Origin of the sequence: Nocardioides caricicola, assembly GCF_039541135.1 — a bacterium.
Taxonomy (GTDB): Bacteria; Actinomycetota; Actinomycetes; order Propionibacteriales; family Nocardioidaceae; genus Nocardioides; species Nocardioides caricicola.
This window is the reverse complement of record NZ_BAABFQ010000006.1, coordinates 325,218-350,829: the sequence shown is the minus strand read 5'-3', so window position 1 is coordinate 350,829 and position 25,612 is coordinate 325,218. Positions and strand designations below refer to the sequence as shown.

Sequence of the window (25,612 nt, the reverse complement as noted above, 5' to 3'; positions counted from 1 at the left end):
GTTATCCGGGGCGGGCTGCGCCGGGATCGTCAGGCCGCGCAGGACTCCTCGTCCGCGACCGGCTCGGGGGCTGCCAAGGGCTTCGGCCGGAGCAGCACGCCGCCGGCGACCGCGGCGAGCAGCGCCGCGACCGCGCCCGCAGCGAAGGCCAGCTGGAACCCGCCGTTGAGCGCCTCGAGCGCGGAGCTCCCGGACTCGGCCAGGGCGTCGGTGCGCCAGGTCGACAGGCTGACCAGCACGGCCAGGCCGAGCGCGCCGCCCATCATGAACGACGTGTTGACGACGCCCGAGGCCAGGCCGGCCTCGTGGGGCTCGACGTCACCCATGGCCGCGAGCAGCACCGGGTTGAACGCGATGCCGGCGCCGACGCCGAGCAGCAGCATCGACGGGAGCACGTCGACCCAGAAGTTGCCATCGACGGGAGCGCGGGAGAACAGCGCCAGGCTGGCCGCTGCCAGGCCGAGGCCGACGACGAGCGGCGGGCGGATGCCGAAGCGCATCACCAGGCGGTCGGAGACCTGCAGCGAGCAGTACGCCATCACCACGCTGGTCGGCAGGAACGCGAGCCCGACCTCGAGGGCGCCGTACCCCAGCACCTGCTGGAGGTAGAGGGCCGCCAGGAAGAACCACGCGAACATCGCGGCGGCCCAGAGGATGCCCACGCCCTGGGCTACGACGAGGTTGCGCAGGCGGAACAGGCGCAGCGGGACGAGCGGCTCCGCCGTGCGCGACTCCCAGAGGACGAACGCGAGGACCAGGGCGGCGCTGGCGCCGAGCAGCCACCAGGTGCTGGAGACGATGCCGTACACCGAGAGCATCAGCGCACCGGTCACCAGGACGGCGCCCAGGACGTCGATCCGGCCGCGCTGCTCGATGGCGGCATCCGCGGGCAGGGCCCGGCGGGCGGCGAGCCAGACAGCGATGCCGATCGGGACGTTCACCAGGAAGATCCAGTGCCACGAGAACAGGCCGGTGAGCACGCCGCCGAGCAGGACGCCGACCGCGCCGCCGCCGGACATCACGAAGCCGAAGACGCCCATCGCCTTCGCGCGCTCGCCCGGGTCGGAGAACAGGCCCATGATCAGCGCGAGGGCGACAGCCGAGACCGCGGCGCCACCGAGGCCCTGGACCGCGCGGCCGACCACGAGGAACTCCGAGGTCGGAGCCAGCCCGCAGGCCACGGACGCGATGGTGAAGAACGTGACCCCGCCGAGGAACACCCGGCGGTTACCGAGCAGGTCGCCGAGGCGCCCGGACAGCAGCAGGAACCCGCCGAACGTCAGCAGATAGGCGTTCACCACCCACGCCAGCGCGGACTGGGAGAACCCCAGGTCCTCCTGGATCGACGGGAGCGCGACGTTCACGATGCTCTGGTCCAAGACGATCATGAGATCGCCGAGGCAGAGCACGTACAGCGCGAGCCAGCGGCTCTTCAGGTCGGTCATCGTCGTCTCCTCTGGAAGGTGGGTCACCTTCTCCACGAATGGGGAGCTACGAATTCGACAGACCTGGCGAAGTTTCTCGATTCATCGGCCTGGGGGGTGGATGGATCCCCGGATATCCGGGGAATCCGGCAACCGGCGGGACCAGCCAGACGTCACACGTGGCGGCGTGACTGCACCACCCGGAACCGCGAGGCGACGTAGGCGCCGTCGGTGTACGACGCGTTCGCGGCGGGGTTGGCGCCGGTGCCGTGGAAGTCGGAGTACGCCGCGGACTGGTTGACGAAGACGCCACCCAGGAGGTTCTCCGAGAGCGCGACGCCGGCGTCGAGGGCGGCCTCGCGCATGTCGGCGACCACGTCGTCCGACGTCGAGTAGACCGCCGCCGTCATCGCGCCGTGCGCCTGCACGGTGTCGCGGAACAGCGCGATCGACTCCTCCGTGCCGCCGGTCTCGATGAGGTAGGCGACCGGGCCGAAGCACTCGGCCTCGTACACGTCGGAGTCCTCAGCGGTCAGCCGCAGCAGGGTGGGCGTGCGGACGGTCGCGGCGTCGTACGCCGGGTGCGTCACGGTGCGTGACGCCACCAGCACGTCGCCGCGCGCGCTCGCGGCGTCGAGCCGCGCGAGCACGTCGTCGCTGACGATGCCGCCGAGCAGCTCGACCGCGCGGGCGTCGTCGCCGAGCAGCCGGCCGAGCGCGGCGTCGATCCCGGCGGCGACCTCGGCCGGCGACTTCACGCCGTCCTCGGTGGAGACGCCGGCAGCCGGGAGGTAGACGTTCTGCGGCGCGGTGCACATCTGGCCGGAGTACAGCGAGAACGAGAACGCGAGGTTCTGGCACATCGCCGCGAAGTCCGAGGTGGAGTCGATGACGACGGTGTTCACACCCGCCTTCTCGGTGAACACCACGGCCTGGCGCGCGTGCTCCTCGAGCCAGTCACCGAACGCGTTGCCGCCGGTGAAGTCGATCAGCCGCACCTCCGGCCGCACCGCGAGGGTCGCGGCCAGGTGGTCGTCGGCCTCCTCGGCCGCGAGCGTGACCAGGTTCGGGTCGAAGCCCGCCTCGCTCAGCACCTGCTGGCAGACCTGCACGGTGATCGCGAGCGGCAGCACGGCCGCCGGGTGCGGCTTCACCACGACCGGGTTGCCGGTCACCAGCGAGGCGAACAGGCCCGGCCACGAGTTCCAGGTCGGGAACGTGTTGCAGCCGATCACCAGCGCGACGCCGCGCGGCACCACGGTGAACGTCTTCTCCATCCGGAGCGGCTCACCGCGGCCGGGCTTCTCCCAGAGCGCCGTCGCCGGCGTCCGGGTCATCTCGGTCCAGGCGTACGCGATCGCCTCCAGCGCCCGGTCCAGCGCGTGCGCCCCACCGGCCTGGAACGCCATCACGAACGCCTGCCCGCTCGTGTGCTGGACCGCGTTGGCCAGCTCGAAGATGCGTGTGTGAAGTTGGGAGAGGATCTCCAGGCACACCCCCGTTCGTCCGTCCGGTCCGGCATCCCGCCACGCCCTCATGCCAGCACTCGCCGCCGACACCAGCGCGTCGACGTCCACAGCCCGCGGGTAGGACACGTCGAGGTCGAAGCCGAACGGCGACCGCTCGGTCGACACGCCACCGACCGCGCCCGGCGTCGTCAGCGGGAACTCACGTCCCAGCCACGCCTCGAACGCCGCCTTGCCGTCGGCCGCCGCGCTCTCGCCGTACACGCGCGGCGACGGCGACTCGTCGAACGCGGAGAAGTACGCACGGCTCGCGCACGCGGCGACCGCCGCGTCGAGCCGGTCACGGTGGCGGTCCAGCAGGGTCTCGGTCATCGCGCGTCTCCCGGGGTTGTGACAGTTCACGGACACTCTTGCACAGAACTGTCACACGGTCAGGCGGGCTACCCTCGCTCCGTGAGGGTGCGTTGGATCGGGCTGGCGCTCGCCCTCGTGCTGCTCGGACTCGCGGCCGGCTACGCCGCAGGGAGCGAGGCCGACGACGGCCCTCGGCATCTCGACGAGGCGCACCCCATCGAGGCCGTCGAGCCGTCGTGGCCGGGTGCGCCGACGAAGGTCGTGCCCGACTCGGCGTACCCGGCGCTCGCCGCCGGCGTACGGACGCGTCCGGAGACGGTGGGCAGCCCGCCGTTCCCGCTGAGCCTGCCCGTCCCGAGGGGCTGGGTGCGCACCAACCCGACCTCCGGCGAGTGGCGCTGGTACCCCGACGACGACTACGAGCAGAACACCTACTTCCTGCGGGTCCGGCAGATCGGCAACCTGTACTCACCCGTGCCGAAGGCGCTCGCGGACCGGATCACCGCGCTCGACGACGCGGAGTCGGTGAAGGACTTCGACGTCGAGAGCCAAACCGCCGACTCGTTCACCGCGACGTACGTCTCCGACGAGCACCGGCGCCTGGCCATGGAGCGCTTCCTGCCCGGCCCGGACGGCAACGCGATCGCGTCGGTCGCGCTGATCGGCCGGATCGCCGACCGGGACGGGATGGTCGACCTGTTCCCCCGGATCACGAACGCCGTGACCGTCAGCTGATCCTCAGCCGAACCCGTGCGCCTCGACGTCGTCGAGGACCCGGTTCGCGGTGGCGGTGTCGTCGCTGCGCACCTGGACCCACAGCAGCCGGTTGGTGGTGAGCTGCACGACCCGCTCGACGATGACCCCGGCCGGGCAGTCGCGGTAGAAGACCGTCTCCGAGTCGGCGTCGGTGATCGGCTCGTCGACCCGCGCGCACTCGGGGTGCTGCGGCACCTGGTCGGGCAGGTCGGTCTCCGTCAGCAGGCTGACGAACACGCCTTCGCCGTCCTCGTCGCGCTGCCAGTCCTCCGACGTGCCGACGGCGATCGCCGGGACCTCGGTCGGCTGGTTCGGCGGCCGCCACCCGTCTGCGACGGTGTCTGCCCAGTCGTGCGGCACGGTCACGCTGAGGGTGCCGGTCTCGTCGTCGACGGTGAGCTCGTCGGGGTCGCGGTCCGACACGACGTAGCCCACCGCGAGGCCGGCGGCGGCGAGCACGAGCAGGCCGACGGCTGCGGCGGCGTACCGCGCGCGGCTGCGCCGCGGTCGGCCCAGCGGGGGAAGCGGGTCCTCCGACGGCAGCGCGGTCGGCCGCGCCCCCGGCTGGGTGAGCTGGGGGTCGGGCGGCAACCAGGGACCGGAGCGGACGGCGGTCGCCTCGGGCCCGAGCGCGGCCGCGAGCGCGTCGACGTACGTCGCGACGTCCGGCCACCGGTCCTCGCGATCCGGGGCGAGGCCGCGGTGGACGACCGCCTCGACCTCGGCCGGGAGCCTCGTCGCAACCAGGGGCGGCGGCGGTCCGGGGGCGGCGGCCGCGGAGAGCGACGCGTGGGCGTAGGGCGCCGTGCCGCACAGCAGCAGGTAGGTCAGCGCGGCGAGGGAGTACAGGTCGGAGCGCGGGTCGAGCGGCTCGCCCTGCGCCTGCTCGGGCGCCACGAAGGACGGCGTGCCGGCGATCATCGTCAGCCGCGACGACACGTCGAGGGCCTTGCCGAGCCCGAGGTCGGCGACCATCGCGCGCACGGTGTCGCCGTCGGCGCGGAAGAGCACGTTCGCCGGCTTCACGTCGCGGTGCAGCACGCCGCGCTCGTGCAACGCCTGGAGACCCGCGCCGACCTGGCGTACCACCTCCAGCGCCTGCGCGGTCGACAGCCCCTCGACCCCGAGCCGGTCGGCGAGCGTGCCTTGGTCGGCGTACGACATCACGAGGTACGGCCGCCCGTCCTCGAGCTCGCCGGCGTCGTAGACCGACACGACGTACGGCGACTCGACCTTGCGCAGGAACCGGCCCTCCTCGAGGAACCGCTGCCGCACCTGCTGGTCCTCGGTCCAGTTCTCGGCCAGCACCTTGATCGCGACCGGCGAGTCGAGCTGCTCGTCGTAGGCGAGCCACACCGTCGCGAACGCGCCCGACCCGATGCGTCGGCGCACGGCGTAGCGACCGAGGCGAGAGGGCATGGACACGCGTGCATCATGCCAAAGCAGGGGTCCGACCCCGAGATCTCTCGGGGTCGGGTCAGGGACAGGGCGCCGTCCTTCCCCGATGTGCGCCCACCCCGCTCGCCGCGAGGGTTGAGGACATGATCAAGGTCGAGTCCCTCAACAAGAGCTACGGCGGCTTCAAGGCCGTCGACGACGTCAGCTTCGACGCCCGCCCGGGCCGGGTCACCGGCTTCCTCGGGCCGAACGGCGCCGGCAAGTCCACGACGATGCGGATCATGGTCGGGCTCACCCCCGCCAGCTCCGGCACCGCCACGATCGACGGCCGGCGGTACGCCGACCTCCCGAACCCCGGCCTGGAGGTCGGCGTCCTCCTCGACGCGTCCGCCCAGCACGCCGGCCGCACCGGTCGCGAGATCCTCACGATCGCGGCGCAGACGATGGGCCTGCCCAAGGGCCGCGTCGACGAGATGCTCGAGCGGGTCAGCCTGACCCCGACCGAGGCCGGCCGCCGGGTCCGCAACTACTCGCTCGGCATGCGCCAGCGCCTCGGCATCGCGACCGCGCTGCTCGGCGACCCCGGCGTGCTGATCCTCGACGAGCCCGCCAACGGCCTCGACCCGGCCGGCATCCGCTGGATGCGCGACCTGCTGCGCGGGTACGCCGACCAGGGCGGCACCGTGCTGCTCAGCAGCCACCTGCTGCACGAGATCGAGGTCATCGCCGACGACCTGGTCGTCATCGGCCAGGGCCGGATCGTCGCCCAGGGCACGAAGTCCGACCTGCTCGCCGCGGCCGGAACGCTGGTCCGCACCCGCGACGTACCCACGCTGTCGAACGCCCTCGCTACGGCCGGGCTGCACTTCAGCGAGATCACCGACGCGCTTCGCGTCGACGCCGACCCGGACGTGGTCGGCCAGGTGGCGCTCTCCGCAGGTGTCGCGCTCACCGAGCTGCGCGCCGCCGAGGGCGCCGGCCTCGAGGAGATGTTCCTCGAGCTCACCGCAGAGACCCAGCGTGAAGGAGCAGCAGCATGAGCACCGCAGTGATCGAGCGCGAGGTCGCCCGCGCCGCCAAGCCCGCACCCCGCCGGATCCCGATGTCGCGGATCGTCGGCGTCGAGCTGCGCAAGTCGTTCGACACCCGCTCGGGCTTCTGGCTCCTGGCCAGCATCGGGATCGTGTCGGTCATCGCCACCGGTGCGGTGATCCTCTTCGCGCCCGACAGCGAGATCACCTACGAGACCTTCGCGACCGCGTTCGGGTTCCCGATGGCGGTGATCCTGCCGATGATCGCGATCCTGTCGATCACCAGCGAGTGGAGCCAGCGCACCGGCCTGACGTCGTTCACGCTGGTGCCGCACCGTGGCCGGGTCATCACCGGCAAGGCGATCGTGGCGCTCATCGTCGGCGTGACGTCGATGCTCGTGGCCGCCGCGATCGGCGCGGTCGGCAACCTGCTCGGCTCCGCGATCCTCGGCGTCGACGCTGTCTGGAACGTGTCCGTGGTCGAGTTCTCCTACATCATCCTGGCGAACATCCTCGGCATGGCGGTCGGCTTCATGCTCGGCGTGCTGATCCGCAACTCGCCCGGCGCGATCGTCGCCTACTTCGTCTACAGCCTGGTCCTGCCGACGATCACCACCGTGCTCGCCGAGACCCAGGACTGGTTCGCGGACAAGCAGCAGTGGGTGGACTTCAACTACGCCCAGGGCGCCCTGTTCGACGGCGCCATGAGCGGCCAGGAGTGGGCCCAGCTCGGGGTGACCGGCCTGTTCTGGCTGGTGCTCCCGCTGACGGTGGGCATCTGGTCCGTGCTCCGCTCCGAGGTGAAGTAACGCTTCGATCACCCTTCCCCGTCGGCCGACTACTGTCTGGTCGACGGGGAAGGGTGCGTTGCATGGTGGAGGAAGCGCTGGGTCCGGACGAGCTCGACGAGCTCGCCCGGCGGGCACAGGCAGGCGACCGGGACGCGCTGGAGGCGCTGCTCACGGCGATCCGGCCACGTGCCCTGAACGTCTGCCGCGGCGTGCTGCCGCACCTGCCTGACGCGGAGGACGCGTGCCAGGAGGCGCTGATCAACATCGCCAACAAGATCGGCGGCTGGGGCGGGCGCGGCCGGTTCACCACCTGGATGCACGTCGTCGCGGTCAACAGCGCCCGGTCGACGTACCGGCGGATGAGGAACCAGGCGACCGCCACCGACCCGCAGGACTTCGGCCCGCTCGACCGGCCCGACCCGCGCACGACCAGCGTCATCGCCGGCACCCGCCTCGACCTCCTCGAGGCGATGGAGACCATCGAGCGCGACCACCCGCAGTTCGTCGAGCCGCTGCTGCTGCGCGACGTCTACGGCCTGCCGTACGAGGAGATCGCCCGGCTGGTCGGCGCCCCGCTCGGCACCGTGAAGGCGCAGATCCACCACGGCCGCAAGCTCGCGCGCCCCCTGCTCCGAGGCAGCGAATGAGGACCGTCGCCGCAGCTCTCACCGCCGCGGCCCTGCTGCTCACCGCGTGCACCTCCGACGGCTCCGAGCCATCGCCGGCGGGGCCGACGACGACGTCCGCGGCCACGACCCCGGTCGACGAGCCCGTCGAGGACCGCGTCTACCCGGAGGTCGGCGACCCGGGTGTCGACGTGCTCAGCTACCACCTCGACCTGGACTGGGATCCCGCCTCGCAGACCCTCACCGGCTCGGAGACCGTGCGGCTCCGGGCGACGGCGCGCGCGCCGCACATCCAGCTCGACCTCGGCGACCCGCTCGAGGTCGTCGACGTCGAGGTCGCCGGGATGCGGGTGCGGTTCGACCACGTCGGCAAGGACCTGGTCATCCACCAGCCGGTGGCGGCGGACCGGCGCTACCTCGTGCACATCGACTACGCCGGCACCCCCGAGGCGGTACCCGCGCCGACGGAGCGCACCGACATCGCGAACGTCGGCTGGACGGTGTCGCCGTCCGGTCAGGTGTGGACGATGCAGGAGCCGTTCGGCGCCTACACCTGGTACGCCGTCAACGACCAGCCGTCGGACAAGGCGACCTACTCCTTCCGGATCAGCGCCCCGGCCCCGGCGGTGGGCGTGGCCAACGGCGAGCTCGTCTCCCGGCGCGAGCGGGACGGCACCACGATCACGGCGTGGGAGCTGACGTCGCCGGCGTCGTCGTACCTCGTCACGATCGCGATCGGCGAGTTCACGATGACCGAGGACGAATCCGCCTCCGGACTGCCGATGTCCTACTGGACCCCCGCCGACCAGCCCGAGCTGATCGAGCGGATGCGTGAGGCGCCGGCAGCGGTCGACTGGCTGGAGGAGCGGCTCGGGCCGTTCCCGTTCGACAGCCTCGGCTACCTCGTCGTCGACTCGACGAGCGGCATGGAGACGCAGACGATGATCACGCTCGGCGACACCAAGTACGCCACGTCGCCGGAGGTGCTCGTCCACGAGGCCGCGCACCAGTGGTACGGCGACCTCGTGACCCCGCGGGACTGGCGCGACGTCTGGATGAACGAGGGCATGGCGATGTACCTCCAGGGCGTCTGGACCGCGGAGCACCGTGGCCCGGAGCTCGACGAGCTGATGGCCGAGTGGGCGACGTACGACGCCTCGCTGCGCGGCGACTCGGGGCCGCCGGCGGCGTTCGACCCCGAGGACTTCGGCGCCGCGAACGTCTACTACATCCCCGCGGTGATGTGGCACGAGCTGCGCGAGCAGATCGGTGACGAGGAGTTCTGGCGGCTGGTGCGGGAGTGGCCGGAGGCGAACGCGTTCGGCAACGCCGGCTACGACGACATCACCGCGTGGTGGTCCGAGCAGACCGGCGAGGACCTCTCGGCGTTCTTCGACGAGTGGCTGCTGTCGGAGCAGTCGCCGTCTGCTGAGGGCTGAATCGCTTGCCCTGACTGGTCTTCCGCGACAGCGTGGCGCTCGTGAAGATCCTGGTGCTCGGTGGTTCGGTGTTCCTGTCCAAGGCGGTCGCGGTCGACGCCCTCGCGCGCGGGCACGAGGTGACCTGTGCGACGCGGGGGACCTCGGGCTCGGTGCCCGAGGGGGCGACCTTCACCCAGTGGGACCGGTACGACGACGTCCCGGACGAGCTGGCCGCGGCGTCGTACGACGCGGTCGTCGACGTCGGCCGGATCCCGTCGTGGGTGCGCAAGGGCGTCGCGGCGTGGCCGGACGCGCATTGGGTGTTCGTGTCGACGGTGAACGTGTACGCCGACGACTCGATCCCGAACGGTCGGCCGGGGACGGTGCCGCTGCGCGAGCCGCAGCCCGAGGACCGCGACCTCAAGACCGACCCCGAGTCCTACGGCCCGATGAAGGTCGCGTGCGAGCAGATCGTCCGCGACGGTGCGGCCTCGTGGACCGTGATCCGACCCGGGCTGATCGTCGGCCCCGAGGACCCGACCGGCCGGTTCACGTACTGGCCGGTGCGGCTCGCCGAGGGCGGCGCCGCCCTGGCCGGCGGACTGCCCGAGGACCTGATGCAGGTCATCGACGCCCGCGACCTGGCGGCCTGGATCGTGACCTGCGCGGAGCAGCGCACGACGGGCGACTACGACGGCGTCGGCGAGGTCCTGCCGATCCGCGACCTCATCGCCCAGGTCGCCGTGGGCGTGAACAGCGACGCCACCTTGACGTGGGTCCCGCAGGAGTTCCTCGCCGAGCAGGGCGTCGAGCCCTGGATGGGTCCGGAGTCGCTGCCGCTGTGGCTGCCCCGCCCCGAGTACGACGGGCTCGGGTCGCACGACCCTGCTCCGTCGTACGCCGCCGGGCTGGTGCTGCGCCCGCTGGCGGACACCGCGCGCGACACGCTCGCCTGGCAGCGCGCCACGCCGGACGCGGTCGTGAGCGGAATGTCACGGGACAAGGAGGCCGCGGTGCTCGCGGCCTGGCATAGCCTGCGGGAGTGACCCGCCTGTCGGCCGCCGAGCTCATCGACCTCGTCCTCGACGAGGGCTCCTGGACGTCCTGGGACGTCGCGCCCGACCGCACCGGTGTCTCGCCCGAGTACGCCGCCGAACTGACCGCCGCGCAGGAGAAGAGCGGCTGCGACGAGTCCGTGCTGACCGGCGAGGGCCTGATGAAGGGCCGCCGGGTCGCGGTCGTGATGGGCGAGTTCGCGTTCCTCGCCGGCTCCATCGGCCGCGCCGCCGCGGACCGGCTGATCGCGGCGATCAACCGCGCGACCGCCGAGGGGCTGCCGCTGCTCGCCGGACCGGTGAGCGGTGGGACCCGCATGCAGGAGGGCACCCCGGCGTTCGTGCAGATGGTGCGGATCACCGAGGCGGTCGCGGCGCACAAGGCCGCCGGGCTGCCGTACCTCGTCTACCTGCGCCACCCCACCACCGGCGGCGTGATGGCGTCGTGGGGCTCGCTCGGCCACATGACGGTCGCCGAGACCGGGGCGCTGGTCGGCTTCCTGGGGCCGCGGGTGTACGAGGCGCTGTACGGCAAGCCGTTCCCGCCCGACGTGCAGACCGCCGAGAACCTCTACGCCCGCGGGATCATCGACGCGGTGCTGCCACCTGAGGAGATCGCCGAGATCCTCGACCGGGCGCTGACGATCCTCCTCGCGCCGCGCCACGGCGTCCGGCCGGTGCCCGCGCCGATCCCGCTCACCCCGCTCCCCGACGTCGACACCTGGGACGCGGTCACCCGCTCGCGGCGCCCGGACCGGCCCGGGGTGCGCCGGCTGCTGAAGTACGCCGCCAGCGACGTCGTACCCCTGAACGGCACCGGGCAGGGCGAGCACGACCCCGGGCTGATGCTGGCGCTGGTCAGCTTCGGCAACGCGCCGTGCGTGTTCCTCGGCCAGGACCGGCGCGGGCAGACCACCGAGCACCCGATGGGGCCGGAAGCGCTGCGCGAGGCGCGACGAGGGATGCGGCTGGCGTCCGAGCTCGGGCTGCCGCTGGTGACGGTGATCGACACCCAGGGCGCGGCGCTGTCGGCCGAGGCCGAGAACGGCGGTCTCGCCGGCGAGATCGCGCGCTGCCTGTCGGACCTGGTGACGCTCGAGGCGCCGACGCTGTGCCTGATGCTCGGCGAGGGCAACGGCGGCGGCGCGCTCGCCTTCCTGCCCGCCGACCGGGTGATCGCCGCCCAGCACGCCTGGCTCTCGCCACTGCCGCCGGAGGGCGCCAGCGCGATCGTGCACCGCGACCTCTCGCATGCGCCCGACATGGCGCGCGCCCAGCAGGTGCGCGCGCTCGACCTCCTCGACCGCGGCATCGTCGACCGGATCGTCGCCGAGCTCCCCGACGCCGCCGACGAGCCCGAGGCGTTCTGCCAGCGGGTCGGTGCGGTGCTGGAGCACGAGCTCGCCGCGCTGCTCGACGCCGGGCCCGGCTCGCCTGCCGACCGCGCCCGCCGCTACTTGTAACGCGGGGTTAGGACCTCTGGTCACCCTGAAATTTCGGGGTCACCAGAGGTCCTAACCCCGCGTTACAAGCGACGGGAGCACGGAGAAGTAGAACGCGTTACAGTTCCGGGCCATGAAGACGTACGTCGTGAGCGGGGCAGCGTCGGGGATCGGGGCGGCGACGGCGGGGCTGCTGCGCGAGCAGGGGCATCGGGTGATCACGGTCGACCTGCGGGACGCGGACGTCACCGCCGACCTCGGCACCCCGGAGGGCCGGGCGGCCGCGGTGGCCGGCGTACGCGCGCTGACCGACGTCGTGCACGGGCTGGTGCCGGCGGCCGGGATCGCCGGGCAGACCGGCGTGGACTCGCAACTGGTGGTGTCGGTGAACTACTTCGGCGCGATCGCGCTGGTCACCGGGCTGCACGCCGAGCTGACCGCCGCGAACGGTGCGGGCGTGGTGCTGCTCGCCTCCAACTCCATCACCGGGATGCCGGGCTGGAACGCCCCGGTGGCCCAGGCGTGCCTGCGCGACGACGAGGCGACGGCCCGGGCCGAGGCGGCCAAGGTCGAGTCGGTGATGGTCTACCCCTCGACCAAGGCGGCGCTGGCCTGGTGGGCGCGGCGGGAGGGCGTGAAGCCGGAGTGGGCCGGCGCGGGCATCCGGCTCAACTCCGTGGCGCCGGGCGCGACCGAGACGCCGATGGTCGAGCGGATGCGCGCGGACCCGGTCTTCGGCCCGGCGATCGACGCCTACCCGACCGCGACCGGCCGCACCACGCGGCCCGACGAGATCGCCTCGGCCGTCGCGTTCCTGCTGGCGGCCGAGAACATCGTCGGCGCCGTCCTGTTCGTCGACGGCGGCACCGACGCGATGCTCCACCCGATCTCGCCCCAAGGTTGGGAAGTCACGGACATAGAGCCCTGACGCCCCTTACCGTTTTCGGGTGTCCCACCGCGATCTCTCCGACCTCGAGCTCCGCGCTCTCGCCTTCGTCGACGAGCGCGAGCTCGTGCGCGACCTCGTCAACCTGATCGCGGTCCCGTCCGTCAGCGGCTCGGACGCCGAGTCCGACGTGCAGCACCTGATCGCCAAGCAGCTGGGTGAGCTCGACCTCGACATCGACCTGTGGTCGCTCGACCTCCCCCGTCTGACCAGCGACCCGGCGTTCCCCGGCTGGGAGGCGACCCGCACCGAGTCCTGGGGCCTGGTCGCGACCTCCGGCGAGGGCGAGCCCGAGCTGGTGCTCCAAGGGCACGTCGACGTGGTGCCCGGCGGTGACCTCACGCAGTGGCGCCACGACCCCTTCACCGCGACCGTCGAGGGGCGCGACGTGCACGGCCGCGGCACCTGTGACATGAAGGCCGGAGTCGTCGCGAACCTGGCTGCGGTCCGGGCGATCCGCGCCTCGGGCATCACGCTCTCCAAGCCGTACGCCCTGCACCTCGTGGTCGGCGAGGAGGACGGCGGCCTCGGCGCGTTCGCCACCCTCGACCGCGGGCACCGCGGCCGGGCCTGCATCATCACCGAGCCGACCAGCGGCACGATCACGACCGCGAACGCCGGCGCCCTCACGTTCGAGCTGCGGGTGCCGGGCGTCGCGACCCACGGCAGCACGGCGTACGCCGGCGTCAGCGCGCTGGAGAAGTTCTTCCCCCTGCACGCCGCGCTCGCCGCGCTCGAGGACCGCCGCAACCGCGACGTGCACCCGCTGATGGCGGAGTACCCGGTCGCCTACCCGCTCTCGATCGGCAAGGTCTCGTGCGGCGACTGGGCCAGCAGCGTCCCCGACCTGCTGGTCGCGGAGGGCCGGCTCGGCATCGCGCTGGGCGAGGACCCCGACGCCGCCCGGGCCGAGCTCGAGGAGGCGGTCGCGACGGCGGCGGCGAGCGACCCGTTCCTGCGCGAGCACCCGCCGACGGTCGCCTGGACCGGCGGGCAGTTCGCGAGTGGCGCGTACGCCGAGGCCGACCGGGCGCTCTACGACCTGGTCGCGACCGCGCACGCCGACGTCACCCGGGGGCCGCGGCCGCGCGAGCGCGGGGCGCCGTACGGCAGCGACCTGCGGCTGTACGCCGGCGCCGGGGTGCCGACCCTGCACTACGGGCCGGGCGACGTGCGCCTCGCGCACGGCCCCGAGGAGTCGGTGCCGATCGACGAGCTGGTCGCGGTCACCGAGAGCCTCGTGCTGGCACTGCTGCGCACCTGCCGGTAGACAGGGCGCATGCGGCGAACCCTCTCGGTGATCCTCGGGTGCCTCCTCTGCACCGCGACCCTCGGCCCTGCTGACGCCGGCGGCCCGCGCACGTGGCGCGTCGGTCCCGACCGCGAGCTCCGGACTCCCAGCGCGGCCGCCGCGGTCGCGGGTGACGGTGACACGGTGCTCATCGACGCCGGCACCTACACCGGCGACGTCGCGACCTGGACCCAGGACGACCTCACTCTGCGCGGCGTCGGCGGACGGGCCCACCTGCGCGCCGGTGGCGAGAGCGCTCAGGGCAAGGCGATCTGGGTGATCGCCGGCGACCGCGCGACCGTCGACCGGATCGAGTTCAGCGGCGCGACCGTCCCCGACGGCAACGGCGCCGGCATCCGCCAGGAGGGCACCGACCTCACGATCACGCGGAGCTGGTTCCACCACAACCAGGACGGCATCCTCACCGGCGCGGACCCCGCGAGCGACATCGTGATCAAGCGGTCGCGGTTCTTCCGCAACGGCGCCGGCGACGGGCAGACGCACAACATCTACGTCGGCGCGGTCCGGTCGCTGACCGTCACGGGCAGCTACATCTGGGGTGCTCGGGTCGGCCACGAGCTCAAGTCGCGCGCCGCGGAGAACACCGTCATCGGCAACCTGATCACCGACCGCAACTCCACCGCGAGCTACTCCATCGACCTGCCGAACGGCGGGCTCTCGCTGATCGCGGGCAACGTGATCGTCCAGGGGCCGCACTCCGAGAACTCCGCCCTGGTCTCCTTCGGCGCCGAGGGGATCACCGGGGCGCGGGAGCTCTGGGTCATCGGCAACACGTTCGTGAACCAGCACCGGACCGGGACGTTCGTCAACGTCACGGACGACAGCCTCCCCCGGCTGCGCAACAACCTGCTCGTCGGCCCGGGCGACCTCGCCTCGAGGGCCGGCCTCCCGGAGAAGGCCAACCTGCGGGTCGGCCCCCCGTCGTTCGTCGACCTGGCGCACGGCGACTACCGCCTGCGGGCCGACTCCCGCGCCGTCGACCGCGGCGTGCCGGTCCCGCGGCGGTGGCGACCGCGCTGGGAGTACGTCCACCCCGCCGGACAGGTGCTCCGGCCGGTGGTCGGCCGCGTCGACGTCGGCGCCTACGAGCGCCGCTGACTACCAGCGGTTCCTGGCCTCCTCGGCCCAGCCGACCAGGCCGTCCAGGCTCACCCGCGCGCCGTCGTCGGCCGCAGCCCAGCCCGACCAGTGCCCGAAGCACTGGTGCGTCTCGTTCGCGAGCACGACGAGGTTGGTGCGTGACACCTTCTCGTGGAACGGCGTGAACGTCGCGTCGATCCCGTCACCGTGGATGCGCCACGGCCGGAGCCAGTCGGCAGTGTCGTACTCCCACACCAGGTCGGCCTGGATCTTGTGCAACCGCCCGTCGACGAACAGCCCGTTCTCGGTGACGCCGGTGCCGTCGGTCCACTTCCCGCCGAGCGTCAGGCCGCGGCCCTCAGCCGACCCGGCGGCCCAGTTCCACGTGACGGAGTAGGGCCACTTGCCGCGGCCGTGGTCGAGCACGCCCCAGCCGGTGACGTCGTACGACGTGCCGTCGACCTCGATCCGCCCGGAGACCGGACGCGAGACGTCCTTGACGGTGTACTGGAACCGGCGGCTGCTCCACGGCACCACCACCCCGAGCACGTCCGCGCCGGGCGCGACGTCCAGCTCGACCTCGACCCCCGGGGCGCTCGCACGCAGCGCGTGGTCGGACACCTCGATCCGGAGGTCCTTCGACACGACGGACGCGACCTCGCCGTACGCCGGCATCGTGACGCCGCGGCCGAGCGGCGGCACCGCCTCGCTCTCCCAGGTCCGGCCGGACTCGCGGTCGAGCAGCCAGAGCGAGCAGACGCCGGCGTAGTCGAGCGACGACACGACCAGCCCGAGGCAGAAGCGCTCGGTGACCACGCCCCAGTACTCCCACCGCTTCGCGCGGCCCCAGCCGCGCAGGTTGGGGCGCACCAGCGGGCGGCGCGCCCACCCGACCGCCGTGTCGTTCAGGCGGCCGTTCGGCAGGCAGAGGTCGGTCGGGTCGGTCAGCTCTCGCACGGACGCCAGTCTGACCTGAGCAGGCCGAACACCCATGTGTCCGACACGACGCCGTCCACGATGCAGTCCTGACGCAGCGTGCCCTCACGCTGGAAGCCGAGCTTCTCCAGCACCCGCGCCGACGCGGCGTTGCGGGTGTCGGTCTCGGCCTGGACCCGATTCAGGTCGAGCGTGTCGAACGCCCACTGCAGCACCGCTCGCGCGGCCTCGGTGGCGTAGCCCCGGCCCCACGACGTCTGGAGGTAGCAGTAGCCGAGCGCGGCGCTGCGGAACCCCGGGTTCACCCGGCTCAGCGTGCACCAGCCCAGGAACGCCCCGTCGGCGAGCCGGTCCACCGCCAGCCGTGCCCCGGTGCCGTCCTCCGCCAGCTGCCGGCACGACGCGAGGAACGTCGCGGCTCGCGCGGGGTCGGTCCACGGCGGCCCGTCCCAGTACCGCAGCACGTGCGCGTCGCTGTGCAGTGCCCACAGCCCGTCCGCGTCCGCGTCCTCGAAGGGTCGCAGCCGCAGACGGGCCGTGGTCAGCGTCGGGGTGGCGAGGGCCATCCGCTCAGAACAGCAGCGCCGATGCGGGGTCCTCGAGGATCCCGGCGACGTCGGCCAGGAACCGCGAGCCCTTCTCGCCGTCGATGTGCCGGTGGTCGAAGGACAGCGCCAGCGTGGTGACGTCGCGCGCGACGATCTCACCGGTCGCCTCGTCGACCCACGGGCGCTTGTTGACCGCGCCGAAGCAGAGGATCGCGGACTCGCCCGGGTTGATGATCGGCGTGCCCGCGTCGACGCCGAAGACCCCGACGTTGGTGATCGTGAAGGTGCCGCCGCTCATCTCGGCCGGCTGCGTCTTGCCGGACCGCGCGGTGTCGACGAGGCCGCCGAGCGCCTCGGCGAGCTCGAGCAGCGTCAGGCACTCGGCGTCCTTGATGTTCGGGACGACCAGGCCCCGCGGCGTGGCCGCGGCGATGCCGAGGTTCACGTAGCTCTTGTAGACGACCTCCTGCGCGGCGTCGTCCCACCACGAGTTGATCTCGGGGGTACGACGCATCGCGAGGATGCACGCCCGCGCGAGCACCAGCATCGGGCTGACCTTGACGTCGCGGAACTCGCGGCGCGCCTTCAGGCGCTCGACCAGCTCCATCGTGCGGGTCGCGTCGACGGTGACCCACTCGGTGACGTGCGGGCTGGTGAAGGCCGACTGGCTCATCGCCTGCGCCATCATCTTGCGCACGCCCTTGATCGGCTCGCGAGTCTCGCGGTCGGCGCCGGCCCGGGCCACCTGCTCGTAGGTCCCGGTGTAGGTCACCCCCGAGGCAGCCGCCTCGACGTCCTCCCGCGACACCGTGCCGTTCGGGCCGGACGCGCGGCAGGTGGCGATGTCGACGCCGAGGTCCTTGGCCAGCTTGCGCACCGGCGGCTTGGCCAGCACGTGCACCGCCGGGGCCGCACCGACCGGAGCGGGCGCCGACGGCACCGGCTCCTCGTCGGCCTCGACCATCGGCGCGGCACCGACCTCGAAGGCCGCCTGGGTCTGCCAGTGCGCGGCGGCGGCGCCGCTCGCCACCTTGCGGGCGCGGCGGACGGGGCCGCGGTCGGCCTTGTTCCGGCCGACCAGGGACTCGCCCTCACCACCGCCGGACGCGGCCGGGTTCGACAGGTCCATCTCGCCGAGGTCGGCCTCCGGCTGCGGGGGCTGCGGCGCGCTCGCCACGACCTCCTCGCCGATCGCGATGATCGGGGTGCCGACGGAGACCATCTCGCCCTCGGACACGAGGATCGCGGTCACCGCGCCGGCGTACGGCGTCGGCAGCTCCACGATCGACTTGGCGGTCTCGATCTCGACGACGATGTCGTTGATGTCGACGACGTCGCCGACCTTGACCTTCCAGCTGACGATCTCGGCCTCGACGAGGCCCTCGCCGACGTCGGGCAGCTTGTACTCGGGCATCAGAACTCCAGGCCTAGAAATCGAGGGAGCGGTCGACGGCGTCCAGCACCCGGTCGAGGTCGGGGAGGTAGTCCTCCTCGATCCGCGACGGCGGGTAGGGGGTGTCGAACGCGCCGACCCGCAGCACCGGAGCCTCCAGCGAGTAGAAGCAGTTCTCGGTGATCCGGGCGGCGAGCTCGGCGCCCATGCCGAGGTTGACGTGCGCCTCGTGGGTGACGACCACGCGGCCGGTGCGGCGTACCGACTCGTAGACCGGCGCCATGTCCAGCGGCGAGAGCGTGCGGAGGTCGATGACCTCGATCGACTTGCCCTCGCCGGCGGCCGCCTCCGCGGCGGACAGCGCGGTCTTCACGGTCGGGCCGTACGCCAGCACCGTCACGTCGGTGCCGCCGCGGACCACGCGCGAGGTGAACAGCGGAGCGGGCGACGCGGTCTCGTCGAGCTCGGCCTTGTCGGCGTGGTACTGCCGCTTCGGCTCGAGGAAGATCACCGGGTCGTCGCACGCGATGGCCTGCTGGATCATCCAGTAGCCGTCGACCGGGTTCGAGCAGGCGACCACCTTGAGGCCCGGCGTGTGCGCGAACTGCGCCTCCGGCGACTCGCTGTGGTGCTCGACCGCGCCGATGCCGCCACCGAACGGGATCCGGATGACCATCGGCATCTTGATCTTGCCCTGGCTGCGGAACGTCATCTTGGCGACCTGGCAGACGATCTGGTCGTACGCCGGGTAGACGAACCCGTCGAACTGGATCTCGACGACCGGGCGGTAGCCGCGCAGCGCGAGGCCGACCGCGGTGCCGACGATGCCGGACTCCGCGAGCGGGCTGTCGATGACGCGGTCCTCGCCGAAGTCCTTCTGCAGGCCGTCGGTGATCCGGAAGACCCCGCCGAGCTTGCCGACGTCCTCACCCATGAGCAGGACCTTCGGGTCGTCCTCCATGGCCTTGCGCAGGCCCATGTTCAGGCCCTTGGCCAGCGTGACCTTGCTCATCGGTGCGCCCCCTCGAACGAAGCGAGGTAGGCGTCGAAGCCCTCGCGCTGCTGCTCGAGCTCCTCGGTCATCTCGGTGAAGACGTGGTCGAAGATGCTCAGCGGCTGCGGGTCGGGCAGCGCCTTGCAGCCCTCGCGCAGGGTGTGGCCGAGGTCGTTGGCCTCCTGCTGGACGGCCTCGAAGAAGTCGTCGTCGGCGAGGCCGTTGCGGCGCAGGTAGACCTCCACCCGCGCGATCGGGTCCTTGAGCTTCCAGCGCTCGAGGTCGTCGGAGAGCCGGTAGCGCGTCGGGTCGTCGGTCGTGGTGTGCGCGCCCATGCGGTACGTGTACGCCTCGACGAACGTCGGGCCCTGGCCGTCCCGGGCCCGCTGCAGCGCGGCCTGCGTGACGGCGTACGTCGCCAACACGTCGTTGCCGTCGACGCGGACGCCGGGGAAGCCGAAGCCGAGGGCCCGCTGGTAGAGCGGGATCCGGGTCTGGCGCTCGATCGGCTCGGAGATCGCCCACTGGTTGTTCTGGCAGAAGAACACGACCGGGGCGTTGTACGACGCGGCGAAGATGAACGACTCGTTCACGTCGCCCTGCGAGGAGGCGCCGTCACCGAAGTGCGCGATCACCGCGGCGTCGCGGTCGGGGTCGCCGGTGCCGACGACGCCGTCGCGCTGCATGCCCATGGCGTAGCCGGTCGCGTGCAGCGTCTGGGCGCCGATCACGATCGTGTAGAGGCCGAAGTTGTTCTCGGCCGGGTCCCACGAGCCCTGGTCGACGCCGCGGAAGAGGCCGAGCAGGTCGAGCGGGTTCACGCCACGGCAGTAGGCGACGCCGTGCTCACGGTAGGTCGGGAACACGTAGTCCTGGGGGCGCAGCGCGCGGCCGGCTCCGATCTGCGCGGCCTCCTGGCCGAGCAGCTGGGCCCAGATGCCGAGCTCGCCGTGGCGCTGCAGCGCGGTGGCCTCGGTGTCGATGCGCCGGGTCAGCACCATGTCGCGGTAGAAGCCGCGCAGCTGGTCGGCGGAGAAGTCGAGGTCGAACTCGGGGTGGTGGACGCGCTCACCCTCGGGCGTCAGGAGCTGGACGAGCTCGGGGCCGCCGTCCTGCTGCGAAGGGCCGAAGACCTCCACCAGATCGGGGCCGAAGCCGGGTGTCTCACCCGCTTGCTGCTGGGTCACGTGCACTCCTTCGAGGTCGCCGGCTGGACGGGGTCTCCGCATGCCGAGTTCTGCCTGTTGATCGGTGAACCGGACGCGGGCGCGCTGGGGTGTGCGGCCCTGTGACCCGGAACACAATCGTGCCTCCACAACCTACCGGGGGCATCGTCGGGCTCGCCAATCCGGTGGGGTCCGGACTGGTCGCCCCGACAGGTCGGGTCAGTGCACCTCGCCGAGGTCCTCGTGGTCCTGGTGGGTGACCGGCTCGACCTGGAAGGTCGAGTGGCGTACGTCGAAGTGCTCGGCCGTGCACTCGCTCAGCCGGTCCAGGATCCGCCCGACGCCCTCGGCGTCCAGGGTCTCCTGGGACACCGTCACGTGGGCGGACAGGCTGGGCATGCCGCTGGTGATCGTCCAGGCGTGCAGGTCGTGCACGTCGACGACCCCCGGCATGGCGAGCAGGTGGTCCCGGACGTCGTCGAGGTCGAGTCCCTTCGGCGCCACCTCGAGCAGGACCGCCGCCGAGTCGCGCAGCAGGACCAGCGAGCGCGGCAGGATCATCGCCGCGATCAGCAGGGAGGCCACGGAGTCGGCGCGCTCGAGGTCCCACAGCAGCATCACGAGGCCCGCGACGACGGCGAGGACCGAGCCCAGCAGGTCGGCGAACACCTCGTTCGCGGCGCCGCGCATGTTCAGCGAGTCGGTGTGGGACCGGTTGAGGATCGCCAGGGAGACGCCGTTCGCGAGCAGGCCGACCAGCGCGAACAGCACCATCGGGCCGGCCTCGACCGGCTGCGGGTCGACCAGGCGGGTGACCCCGGCGTACGCGAGGTAGCCGCAGACGACCAGGAGCACCACCGCGTTCAGCAGCGCGGCGAGGATCTCCGCGCGGTGCAGGCCGAACGTCGAGCGCGGGCCACCGCCGCGGGCGGCGACGTACGACGCCCCGAGCGCCAGCACGATCGCGGCGGCGTCGGTGGCCATGTGGCCGGCGTCGGCGAGCAGTGCCAGCGACCCGGTGAGCCACGCGCCGACCAGCTCGAGCACCAGCACGACCGCGGTGACGGACAGGACCACGCGGAGCCGGGAGCGGTCGTCCGCCCGCCCGGCGGCGTGCGCGTGGTCGTGACCCATGGGGCCATTGTTGCAATTCGAACGGGTTGGCGCGTTTACCGGCGGCGACGGGGCCGGGCGGGTGATCCTGTCGCCTCACAATCGGGTGCGAGCAGTGGGGCGTGGCAATGCGGTGGGGATCTCGGGTGGCGCTGGTCGCTGCCCTCATGATGGCGCTGGTGGTCGAGCTGGGCGGGGTCCCGGCGTCGGCGCAGCAGGCGGAGTCGGTCGCGAAGGCGGCGCCGGTGTTCCGCGCCGGAGGGTTCGCGGACCCGTCGGTGGTGCGGTACGACGGCGGCTATCTGGCGATCTCGACGAGCCCGCACGTGCAGCGGGCGATCGCCCGGACGCCGCAGGGGCCGTGGCACCGGATCCGTCCGGCGCTGCCGCGTCTCCCCCACTGGGCCGCGAGGAACCAGGCGATCTGGGCGGCCGACCTGGTGCAGACCCGGGCCGGCGGCTGGCGCCTGTACTACTCGGCCGCGGTCGGTCGCGGCGACCGGCGCTGCATCGGGGTGGCGGTCGCGCGCACCGCGCTCGACCAGTTCCGCCCGCTCGGGTCGAGGCCGCTGATCTGCCCGCCGCGCGGCGCGATCGACCCGTCGGCGTTCACGGGACGGAACGGCCGGCCGTACCTGCTGTTCAAGACCCAGGGGCTCCCGAGCACGATCCAGCTGCTGCCGCTCACCCGCGACGGCCGGCACCGCGCGCGGCACGCGAAGCCGCGGATGCTGCTGCGCAGCCGGCACGTCGTCGAGAACCCGGTCCTCCTCCAGCGCGGCAAGCACCTGGTGCTGTTCACGTCCGAGGGTCACTTCGGCGACTGCCAGTACCGGACGGTCTGGCGCCGCTCCCGCACCCTGCACCACCTGCGCGTGACGCGCCCGCACTCGCTGCTGCGGCGCGCGAACACCGGGATCTGCGGGCCCGGCGGGGCGGACGTCGTCCGTGGCAGCGAGCGGCGCCCGCTGCTGTTCTTCCACGGCTGGGCGGGCGGGCGGCGCGTCATGTACGCGATGCACCTGCACTGGCGCCACGGCGCTCCGCGTGTGCGCGGGTTCCTCACCCGGCACTAACGTCACCGGCGTGGAGCTCGAGTTCAGCGGCGAGGTCTGGGAGTGGCGCGGACCCGCGCCGTACCACTTCGTCCGGGTGCCCGAGGACGAGGCCGAGCAGGTCCGGGAGACCGCGGCGGCGGTGACCTACGGCTGGGGGATGGTCCCGGTGACCGTCACCATCGGCGACACCGCGTGGACGACGTCGCTGTGGCCCAAGGACGGCAGCTACGTCGTGCCGCTCAAGGACAAGGTCCGCCGGGCCGAGGGCATCGAGCTCGGCATGGTCGTCGGCGTCCGGCTGTCGATCGACGTCTAGAGGCGCTCGCGACAGCCAGTCCAGAGCCGAGACCGATTCCCGCCAGCACCAGCTCCGGCGACCGGGTGAACTGATCCCATGAAGGTCGCCCTCGTCACAGGAGCGGGTCGCGGACTCGGCCGTGCCACCGCGCACCGACTCGCCCGCGACGGCCAGCACGTCATCCTCACCGCTCGTAGCGCCTGCGCCGTCGAGGCGGCCGCCGACCGACTTCGCCACGACGGCCTGGCCGCGACGGCGCTGCCGCTCGACGTCACCGACGACGCCAGCGTGCAACGGGCCGCCGAGCAGGTCGAGCGCCGGTTCGGTCACCTCGACGTGCTGGTCAACAACGCCGGCGTGCTGCCCGAGGCCACCAACCCCGACCCCGCCGAGGTCGTCGACGCCACCATGTTCCGCGCGACGTTCGAGACGAACCTCATCGGCGCGGTCGCCGTCCTCGAGGCGTTCCTGCCGTTGCTGCGCCGCAGCGAAGCCGGGCGGATCGTGAACGTCAGCACCACCATGGGCTCCCTCACGGACCAGGGCGACCCGGAGTCGCCGTACTACGGCATGGTCGTCCCGGCCTACCAGGCATCCAAGGCCGCGTTGAACAGCGTGACGATCGGGCTCGCGAAGGCGCTGGCCGACACCCCCGTCAAGGTCACCTCCGTCTGCCCCGGCTTCGTCCAGACGGACCTGACCCCGGTCAACCGGACGCAGGCGCCCCTGACCGCGGAGCAGGCCGCCGAGGTCGTGTGGCGCGCGGCCACGCTGGGTGAGCACGAGCCGTCCGGCACCTTCCTCGACGCCGCGGGCCGCGTGCCCTGGTGAGCTCGGGGGGACCGCCCACGGCCTGCCGCAGGTCGCCGAGGGACTGGGCTGGCTGAGCGGCTAGTGGCGCTGCAGGCGCTCGCGGCCGTGCGGCGTCAGCCAGCCGCTCGGATCCGGGCCCTTCGGCACGACCTGCGTCGGGTTGATGGTCGTGTGCACGACGTAGTAGTGCGTCTTGATCTGGTCGAAGTCGATCGTGTCGCCGAAGCCGGGCGTCTGGAACAGGTCGCGCGCGTAGGCCCACAGCACCGGCATCTCGGTCAGCTTGTTCCGGTTGCACTTGAAGTGCCCGTGGTAGACCGCGTCGAAGCGAGCCAGCGTCGTGAAGAGGCGTACGTCGGCCTCGGTGATCGCATCGCCCATGAGGTAGCGCCGGTCCGCGAGCCGCTCCTCGAGCCAGTCCAGGGCGGTGAACAGTCGGTCGTACGCCGCGTCGTACGCCCGCTGGCTGGAGGCGAAGCCGCAGCGGTAGACGCCGTTGTTGACCTCCGTGTACACCCGCTCCATGACCTCGTCCATCTCTTCACGGAGGTCGTCGGGCCAGAGGTTCGGGGCGTCCGGGCGGTGGAAGTCGCGCCACTCGTGGAAGAGGTCGTGGGTGATCCACGGATAGTCGTTGGTCACCACGCCGCGCGACCGGACGTCGACGACCGCCGGGACCGTGATGCCGCGCTCGTAGTCCGGGAAGCGCTGGAAGTAGGCCTGCTGGAGCCGCTCGTAGCCGAGCACCGGGTCGCGGCCACCGGGATCGAGGTCGAACGTCCAGCTGCGGTCGTCGTGCGTGGGGCCGCACAGGCCCATCGAGATGACGTCCTCGAGCCCGAGCAGGCCGCGCACGATGATCGCCCGGTTCGCCCACGGGCACGCCCGCGCCGCGACCAGCCGGTACCGGCCCGGCTCGACGGGCCACAGGTCGCCCTCGACCGGGCCGTGCTCCGGCTTGCGTGCGTCCTGGGTGATCCGGTCCGGGATGTAGGTGGCGTCGCGCTTGAACTCCCCGGAGTCGCTCATGGCGCCACTCTAGGCAGCAGTCCCTGAGGGTCCTTGGCACGCAGCACCCGCAGCGCCGCGGCGTTCACGGTCGCCCGGAACGCCTGGCTGCTGCGCGCCCGGTCGAGCACGGCGCCGTACATCGCGGGCAGCGGGTCCGGGTCGACGGTCAGGACGACGTCACCGCCCGCCCGGATGAACCGCAGTGCCCGCTGCGCGGGCGGGACCGACGCCACCTGGCGCGCCCGGGCCAGGTCGTCGGAGATCACCACGCCGCGGAACCCGAGGTCGCCGCGCAGCATCGTGGTGACGACGAACCGCGAGAACGCCGCCGGGTTCTTCGGGTCGAGCCGTGCGTAGAACGCGGTCGACATCATCACGAATGGCGCGCCGGCGTCGATCCCGGCCCGGAACGGCTTCAGGTACGGGTCGTCGCGGCGGGTGACCCGGTCGGTCACGCCGGCGCTGGTGTCGGTGTTCGCGCGGACCCGGCCCAGCCCCGGGAAGTGCTTGACGGTGCTGGCGACGCCGCCGTCGCGCATCCCCTTCAGGAACGCGACGCCGTGCCGCGCGACCCGGGTGGTGGTGAACCCGAACTCCCGGTCGTAGCCGCCGATCGGCGGGTTGTGCTTCGCGGCCCGGCGGCTCGGGACGGTGTCCATCACCGGCGCGAGGTTGAGGTTCACCCCCGCCCGGCGCAGCTCGCCGGCCCACGTCGCGGCGCGTTGGCGCAGCGTCCGGGTCGACCAGGTGCCCTGCTCCAGGGCGGTCGGGATGTCGGAGAACCCGGGCCCTTGCAGGACCCGCACCAGGCCACCTTCCTGGTCGGTCGCCACGAACAGGCGTACGCCGGCCGTCGCGGACCGGGACACCTCGCGCTGCATCGTCCGCGAGACCCGGGCGGGGGCGTCGACGCCGCCGTAGCTGCGGCCGGTCAGCATCACGTTGCCGACGTGGAAGCGGCCGATCTGCGCCCGCGTCGCCCGGTCGACCTCGTCGGCCGGCGTGCCCACCATGAACAGCTGACCCACCTTCTGCGGCAGCGACATCGTCCGGAGCACCGACTCGGCCGGGTCCGGCGCGGGAGCGGCCGGGGCCTGGACCCCGATGCTCGCGGCGGCGACGAGGGCGGCGAAGGCGGCGGAGAACACGGCGCGGAGGCTACCCGAGGAGACAGCAAAGA

At 72.4% G+C, this 25,612-nt stretch carries 24 protein-coding genes; 13 read left to right on the top strand and 11 right to left on the bottom strand.

Going from position 1 to position 25,612, the window contains the following annotated elements; genetic code table 11:
* Positions 1-29: 29 nt before the first annotated feature.
* Both ABD875_RS12990 and paaN read right to left on the bottom strand, forming a co-directional pair.
* Positions 30-1,445, bottom strand: a complete 1,416-nt coding sequence (locus ABD875_RS12990; RefSeq protein ID WP_345177387.1) for a DHA2 family efflux MFS transporter permease subunit — start codon at positions 1,443-1,445, stop codon at positions 30-32.
* 152 nt (positions 1,446-1,597) lie between these two features.
* On the bottom strand, positions 1,598-3,262 hold the full coding sequence (paaN, locus tag ABD875_RS12985; RefSeq protein WP_345177385.1) for a phenylacetic acid degradation protein PaaN: 1,665 nt from the start codon (positions 3,260-3,262) through the stop codon (positions 1,598-1,600).
* Between the two features lie 81 nt (positions 3,263-3,343).
* Here paaN and ABD875_RS12980 point away from each other — a divergent pair, with 81 nt between their 5' ends.
* Entirely contained in the window at positions 3,344-3,979 is a 636-nt protein-coding gene (locus ABD875_RS12980; RefSeq protein WP_345177383.1) for a hypothetical protein, read from the top strand.
* A gap of 3 nt (positions 3,980-3,982) precedes the next feature.
* Here ABD875_RS12980 and ABD875_RS12975 read toward each other — a convergent pair whose 3' ends face one another.
* Positions 3,983-5,419 (bottom strand): serine/threonine-protein kinase, encoded by a 1,437-nt coding sequence (locus ABD875_RS12975; protein WP_345177999.1) that lies wholly within the window; start codon positions 5,417-5,419, stop codon positions 3,983-3,985.
* 122 nt (positions 5,420-5,541) lie between these two features.
* Between ABD875_RS12975 and ABD875_RS12970 the strand changes: the two genes are divergently transcribed.
* From ABD875_RS12970 to ABD875_RS12930, 9 genes are all read left to right on the top strand, one after another.
* Positions 5,542-6,438, top strand: coding sequence for an ABC transporter ATP-binding protein (locus ABD875_RS12970; RefSeq protein WP_345177381.1), 897 nt, complete (start codon positions 5,542-5,544; stop codon positions 6,436-6,438).
* Entirely contained in the window at positions 6,435-7,238 is an 804-nt protein-coding gene (locus tag ABD875_RS12965) for an ABC transporter permease (protein ID WP_345177377.1), read from the top strand. The genes ABD875_RS12970 and ABD875_RS12965 overlap by 4 nt, the downstream gene beginning before the upstream one ends.
* A gap of 62 nt (positions 7,239-7,300) precedes the next feature.
* Positions 7,301-7,867, top strand: a complete 567-nt coding sequence (locus ABD875_RS12960; RefSeq protein ID WP_345177374.1) for an RNA polymerase sigma factor — start codon at positions 7,301-7,303, stop codon at positions 7,865-7,867.
* Positions 7,864-9,285, top strand: a complete 1,422-nt coding sequence (locus tag ABD875_RS12955) for a M1 family metallopeptidase (RefSeq protein WP_345177371.1) — start codon at positions 7,864-7,866, stop codon at positions 9,283-9,285. Before ABD875_RS12960 ends, ABD875_RS12955 begins: the two co-directional genes overlap by 4 nt.
* 41 nt (positions 9,286-9,326) lie before the next feature.
* On the top strand, positions 9,327-10,313 hold the full coding sequence (locus tag ABD875_RS12950; protein ID WP_345177367.1) for a Rossmann-fold NAD(P)-binding domain-containing protein: 987 nt from the start codon (positions 9,327-9,329) through the stop codon (positions 10,311-10,313).
* Positions 10,310-11,785 carry a carboxyl transferase domain-containing protein gene (locus ABD875_RS12945; protein ID WP_345177364.1) on the top strand — a complete coding sequence of 492 codons (1,476 nt, stop codon included), beginning with the start codon at positions 10,310-10,312 and terminating at the stop codon, positions 11,783-11,785. The genes ABD875_RS12950 and ABD875_RS12945 overlap by 4 nt, the downstream gene beginning before the upstream one ends.
* A 112-nt stretch (positions 11,786-11,897) precedes the next feature.
* On the top strand, positions 11,898-12,692 hold the full coding sequence (locus ABD875_RS12940; protein WP_345177361.1) for an SDR family oxidoreductase: 795 nt from the start codon (positions 11,898-11,900) through the stop codon (positions 12,690-12,692).
* 19 nt (positions 12,693-12,711) lie between these two features.
* Positions 12,712-13,980: an ArgE/DapE family deacylase gene (locus ABD875_RS12935; protein ID WP_345177357.1), complete on the top strand. Its 1,269-nt coding sequence runs from the start codon at positions 12,712-12,714 to the stop codon at positions 13,978-13,980.
* Between the two features lie 9 nt (positions 13,981-13,989).
* Positions 13,990-15,120 (top strand): right-handed parallel beta-helix repeat-containing protein, encoded by a 1,131-nt coding sequence (locus ABD875_RS12930; protein ID WP_345177354.1) that lies wholly within the window; start codon positions 13,990-13,992, stop codon positions 15,118-15,120.
* Here ABD875_RS12930 and ABD875_RS12925 read toward each other — a convergent pair whose 3' ends face one another.
* The 6 genes from ABD875_RS12925 to ABD875_RS12900 all read right to left on the bottom strand — a co-directional run bounded on the left by ABD875_RS12925 (position 15,121) and on the right by ABD875_RS12900 (position 21,273).
* Positions 15,121-16,059, bottom strand: coding sequence for a DUF2804 domain-containing protein (locus tag ABD875_RS12925; RefSeq protein ID WP_345177350.1), 939 nt, complete (start codon positions 16,057-16,059; stop codon positions 15,121-15,123). It lies immediately after the preceding gene.
* Complete coding sequence (locus tag ABD875_RS12920; RefSeq protein WP_345177347.1) at positions 16,047-16,604, bottom strand: GNAT family N-acetyltransferase; 558 nt, start codon at positions 16,602-16,604, stop codon at positions 16,047-16,049. The genes ABD875_RS12925 and ABD875_RS12920 overlap by 13 nt, the downstream gene beginning before the upstream one ends.
* 4 nt (positions 16,605-16,608) lie before the next feature.
* Positions 16,609-18,000 (bottom strand): dihydrolipoamide acetyltransferase family protein, encoded by a 1,392-nt coding sequence (locus ABD875_RS12915; protein WP_345177344.1) that lies wholly within the window; start codon positions 17,998-18,000, stop codon positions 16,609-16,611.
* A 13-nt stretch (positions 18,001-18,013) separates the two neighbouring features.
* Positions 18,014-18,991, bottom strand: a complete 978-nt coding sequence (locus tag ABD875_RS12910; protein WP_345177342.1) for an alpha-ketoacid dehydrogenase subunit beta — start codon at positions 18,989-18,991, stop codon at positions 18,014-18,016.
* Positions 18,988-20,160: a pyruvate dehydrogenase (acetyl-transferring) E1 component subunit alpha gene (gene pdhA / locus ABD875_RS12905; RefSeq protein WP_425576193.1), complete on the bottom strand. Its 1,173-nt coding sequence runs from the start codon at positions 20,158-20,160 to the stop codon at positions 18,988-18,990. The genes ABD875_RS12910 and pdhA overlap by 4 nt, the downstream gene beginning before the upstream one ends.
* A 198-nt stretch (positions 20,161-20,358) precedes the next feature.
* Positions 20,359-21,273 (bottom strand): cation diffusion facilitator family transporter, encoded by a 915-nt coding sequence (locus ABD875_RS12900; protein ID WP_345177340.1) that lies wholly within the window; start codon positions 21,271-21,273, stop codon positions 20,359-20,361.
* Positions 21,274-21,398: 125 nt separating this feature from the next.
* Between ABD875_RS12900 and ABD875_RS12895 the strand changes: the two genes are divergently transcribed.
* The 3 genes from ABD875_RS12895 (at position 21,399) to ABD875_RS12885 (ending at position 23,439) form a co-directional block, all read left to right on the top strand.
* On the top strand, positions 21,399-22,328 hold the full coding sequence (locus ABD875_RS12895) for a glycoside hydrolase family 43 protein (protein WP_345177337.1): 930 nt from the start codon (positions 21,399-21,401) through the stop codon (positions 22,326-22,328).
* Positions 22,329-22,338: 10 nt separating this feature from the next.
* Positions 22,339-22,626, top strand: coding sequence for a DUF1905 domain-containing protein (locus ABD875_RS12890; RefSeq protein ID WP_345177334.1), 288 nt, complete (start codon positions 22,339-22,341; stop codon positions 22,624-22,626).
* 78 nt (positions 22,627-22,704) lie between these two features.
* Positions 22,705-23,439, top strand: coding sequence for an SDR family NAD(P)-dependent oxidoreductase (locus ABD875_RS12885; RefSeq protein WP_345177331.1), 735 nt, complete (start codon positions 22,705-22,707; stop codon positions 23,437-23,439).
* A 60-nt stretch (positions 23,440-23,499) separates the two neighbouring features.
* On the opposite strand, the gene ABD875_RS12880 is transcribed toward ABD875_RS12885, so the two are convergent.
* Both ABD875_RS12880 and ABD875_RS12875 read right to left on the bottom strand, forming a co-directional pair.
* Positions 23,500-24,450 carry a glutathione S-transferase family protein gene (locus ABD875_RS12880; RefSeq protein WP_345177328.1) on the bottom strand — a complete coding sequence of 317 codons (951 nt, stop codon included), beginning with the start codon at positions 24,448-24,450 and terminating at the stop codon, positions 23,500-23,502.
* Positions 24,447-25,580, bottom strand: a complete 1,134-nt coding sequence (locus tag ABD875_RS12875; RefSeq protein WP_345177326.1) for a glycoside hydrolase family 3 N-terminal domain-containing protein — start codon at positions 25,578-25,580, stop codon at positions 24,447-24,449. Before ABD875_RS12875 ends, ABD875_RS12880 begins: the two co-directional genes overlap by 4 nt.
* Positions 25,581-25,612: the final 32 nt, after the last annotated feature.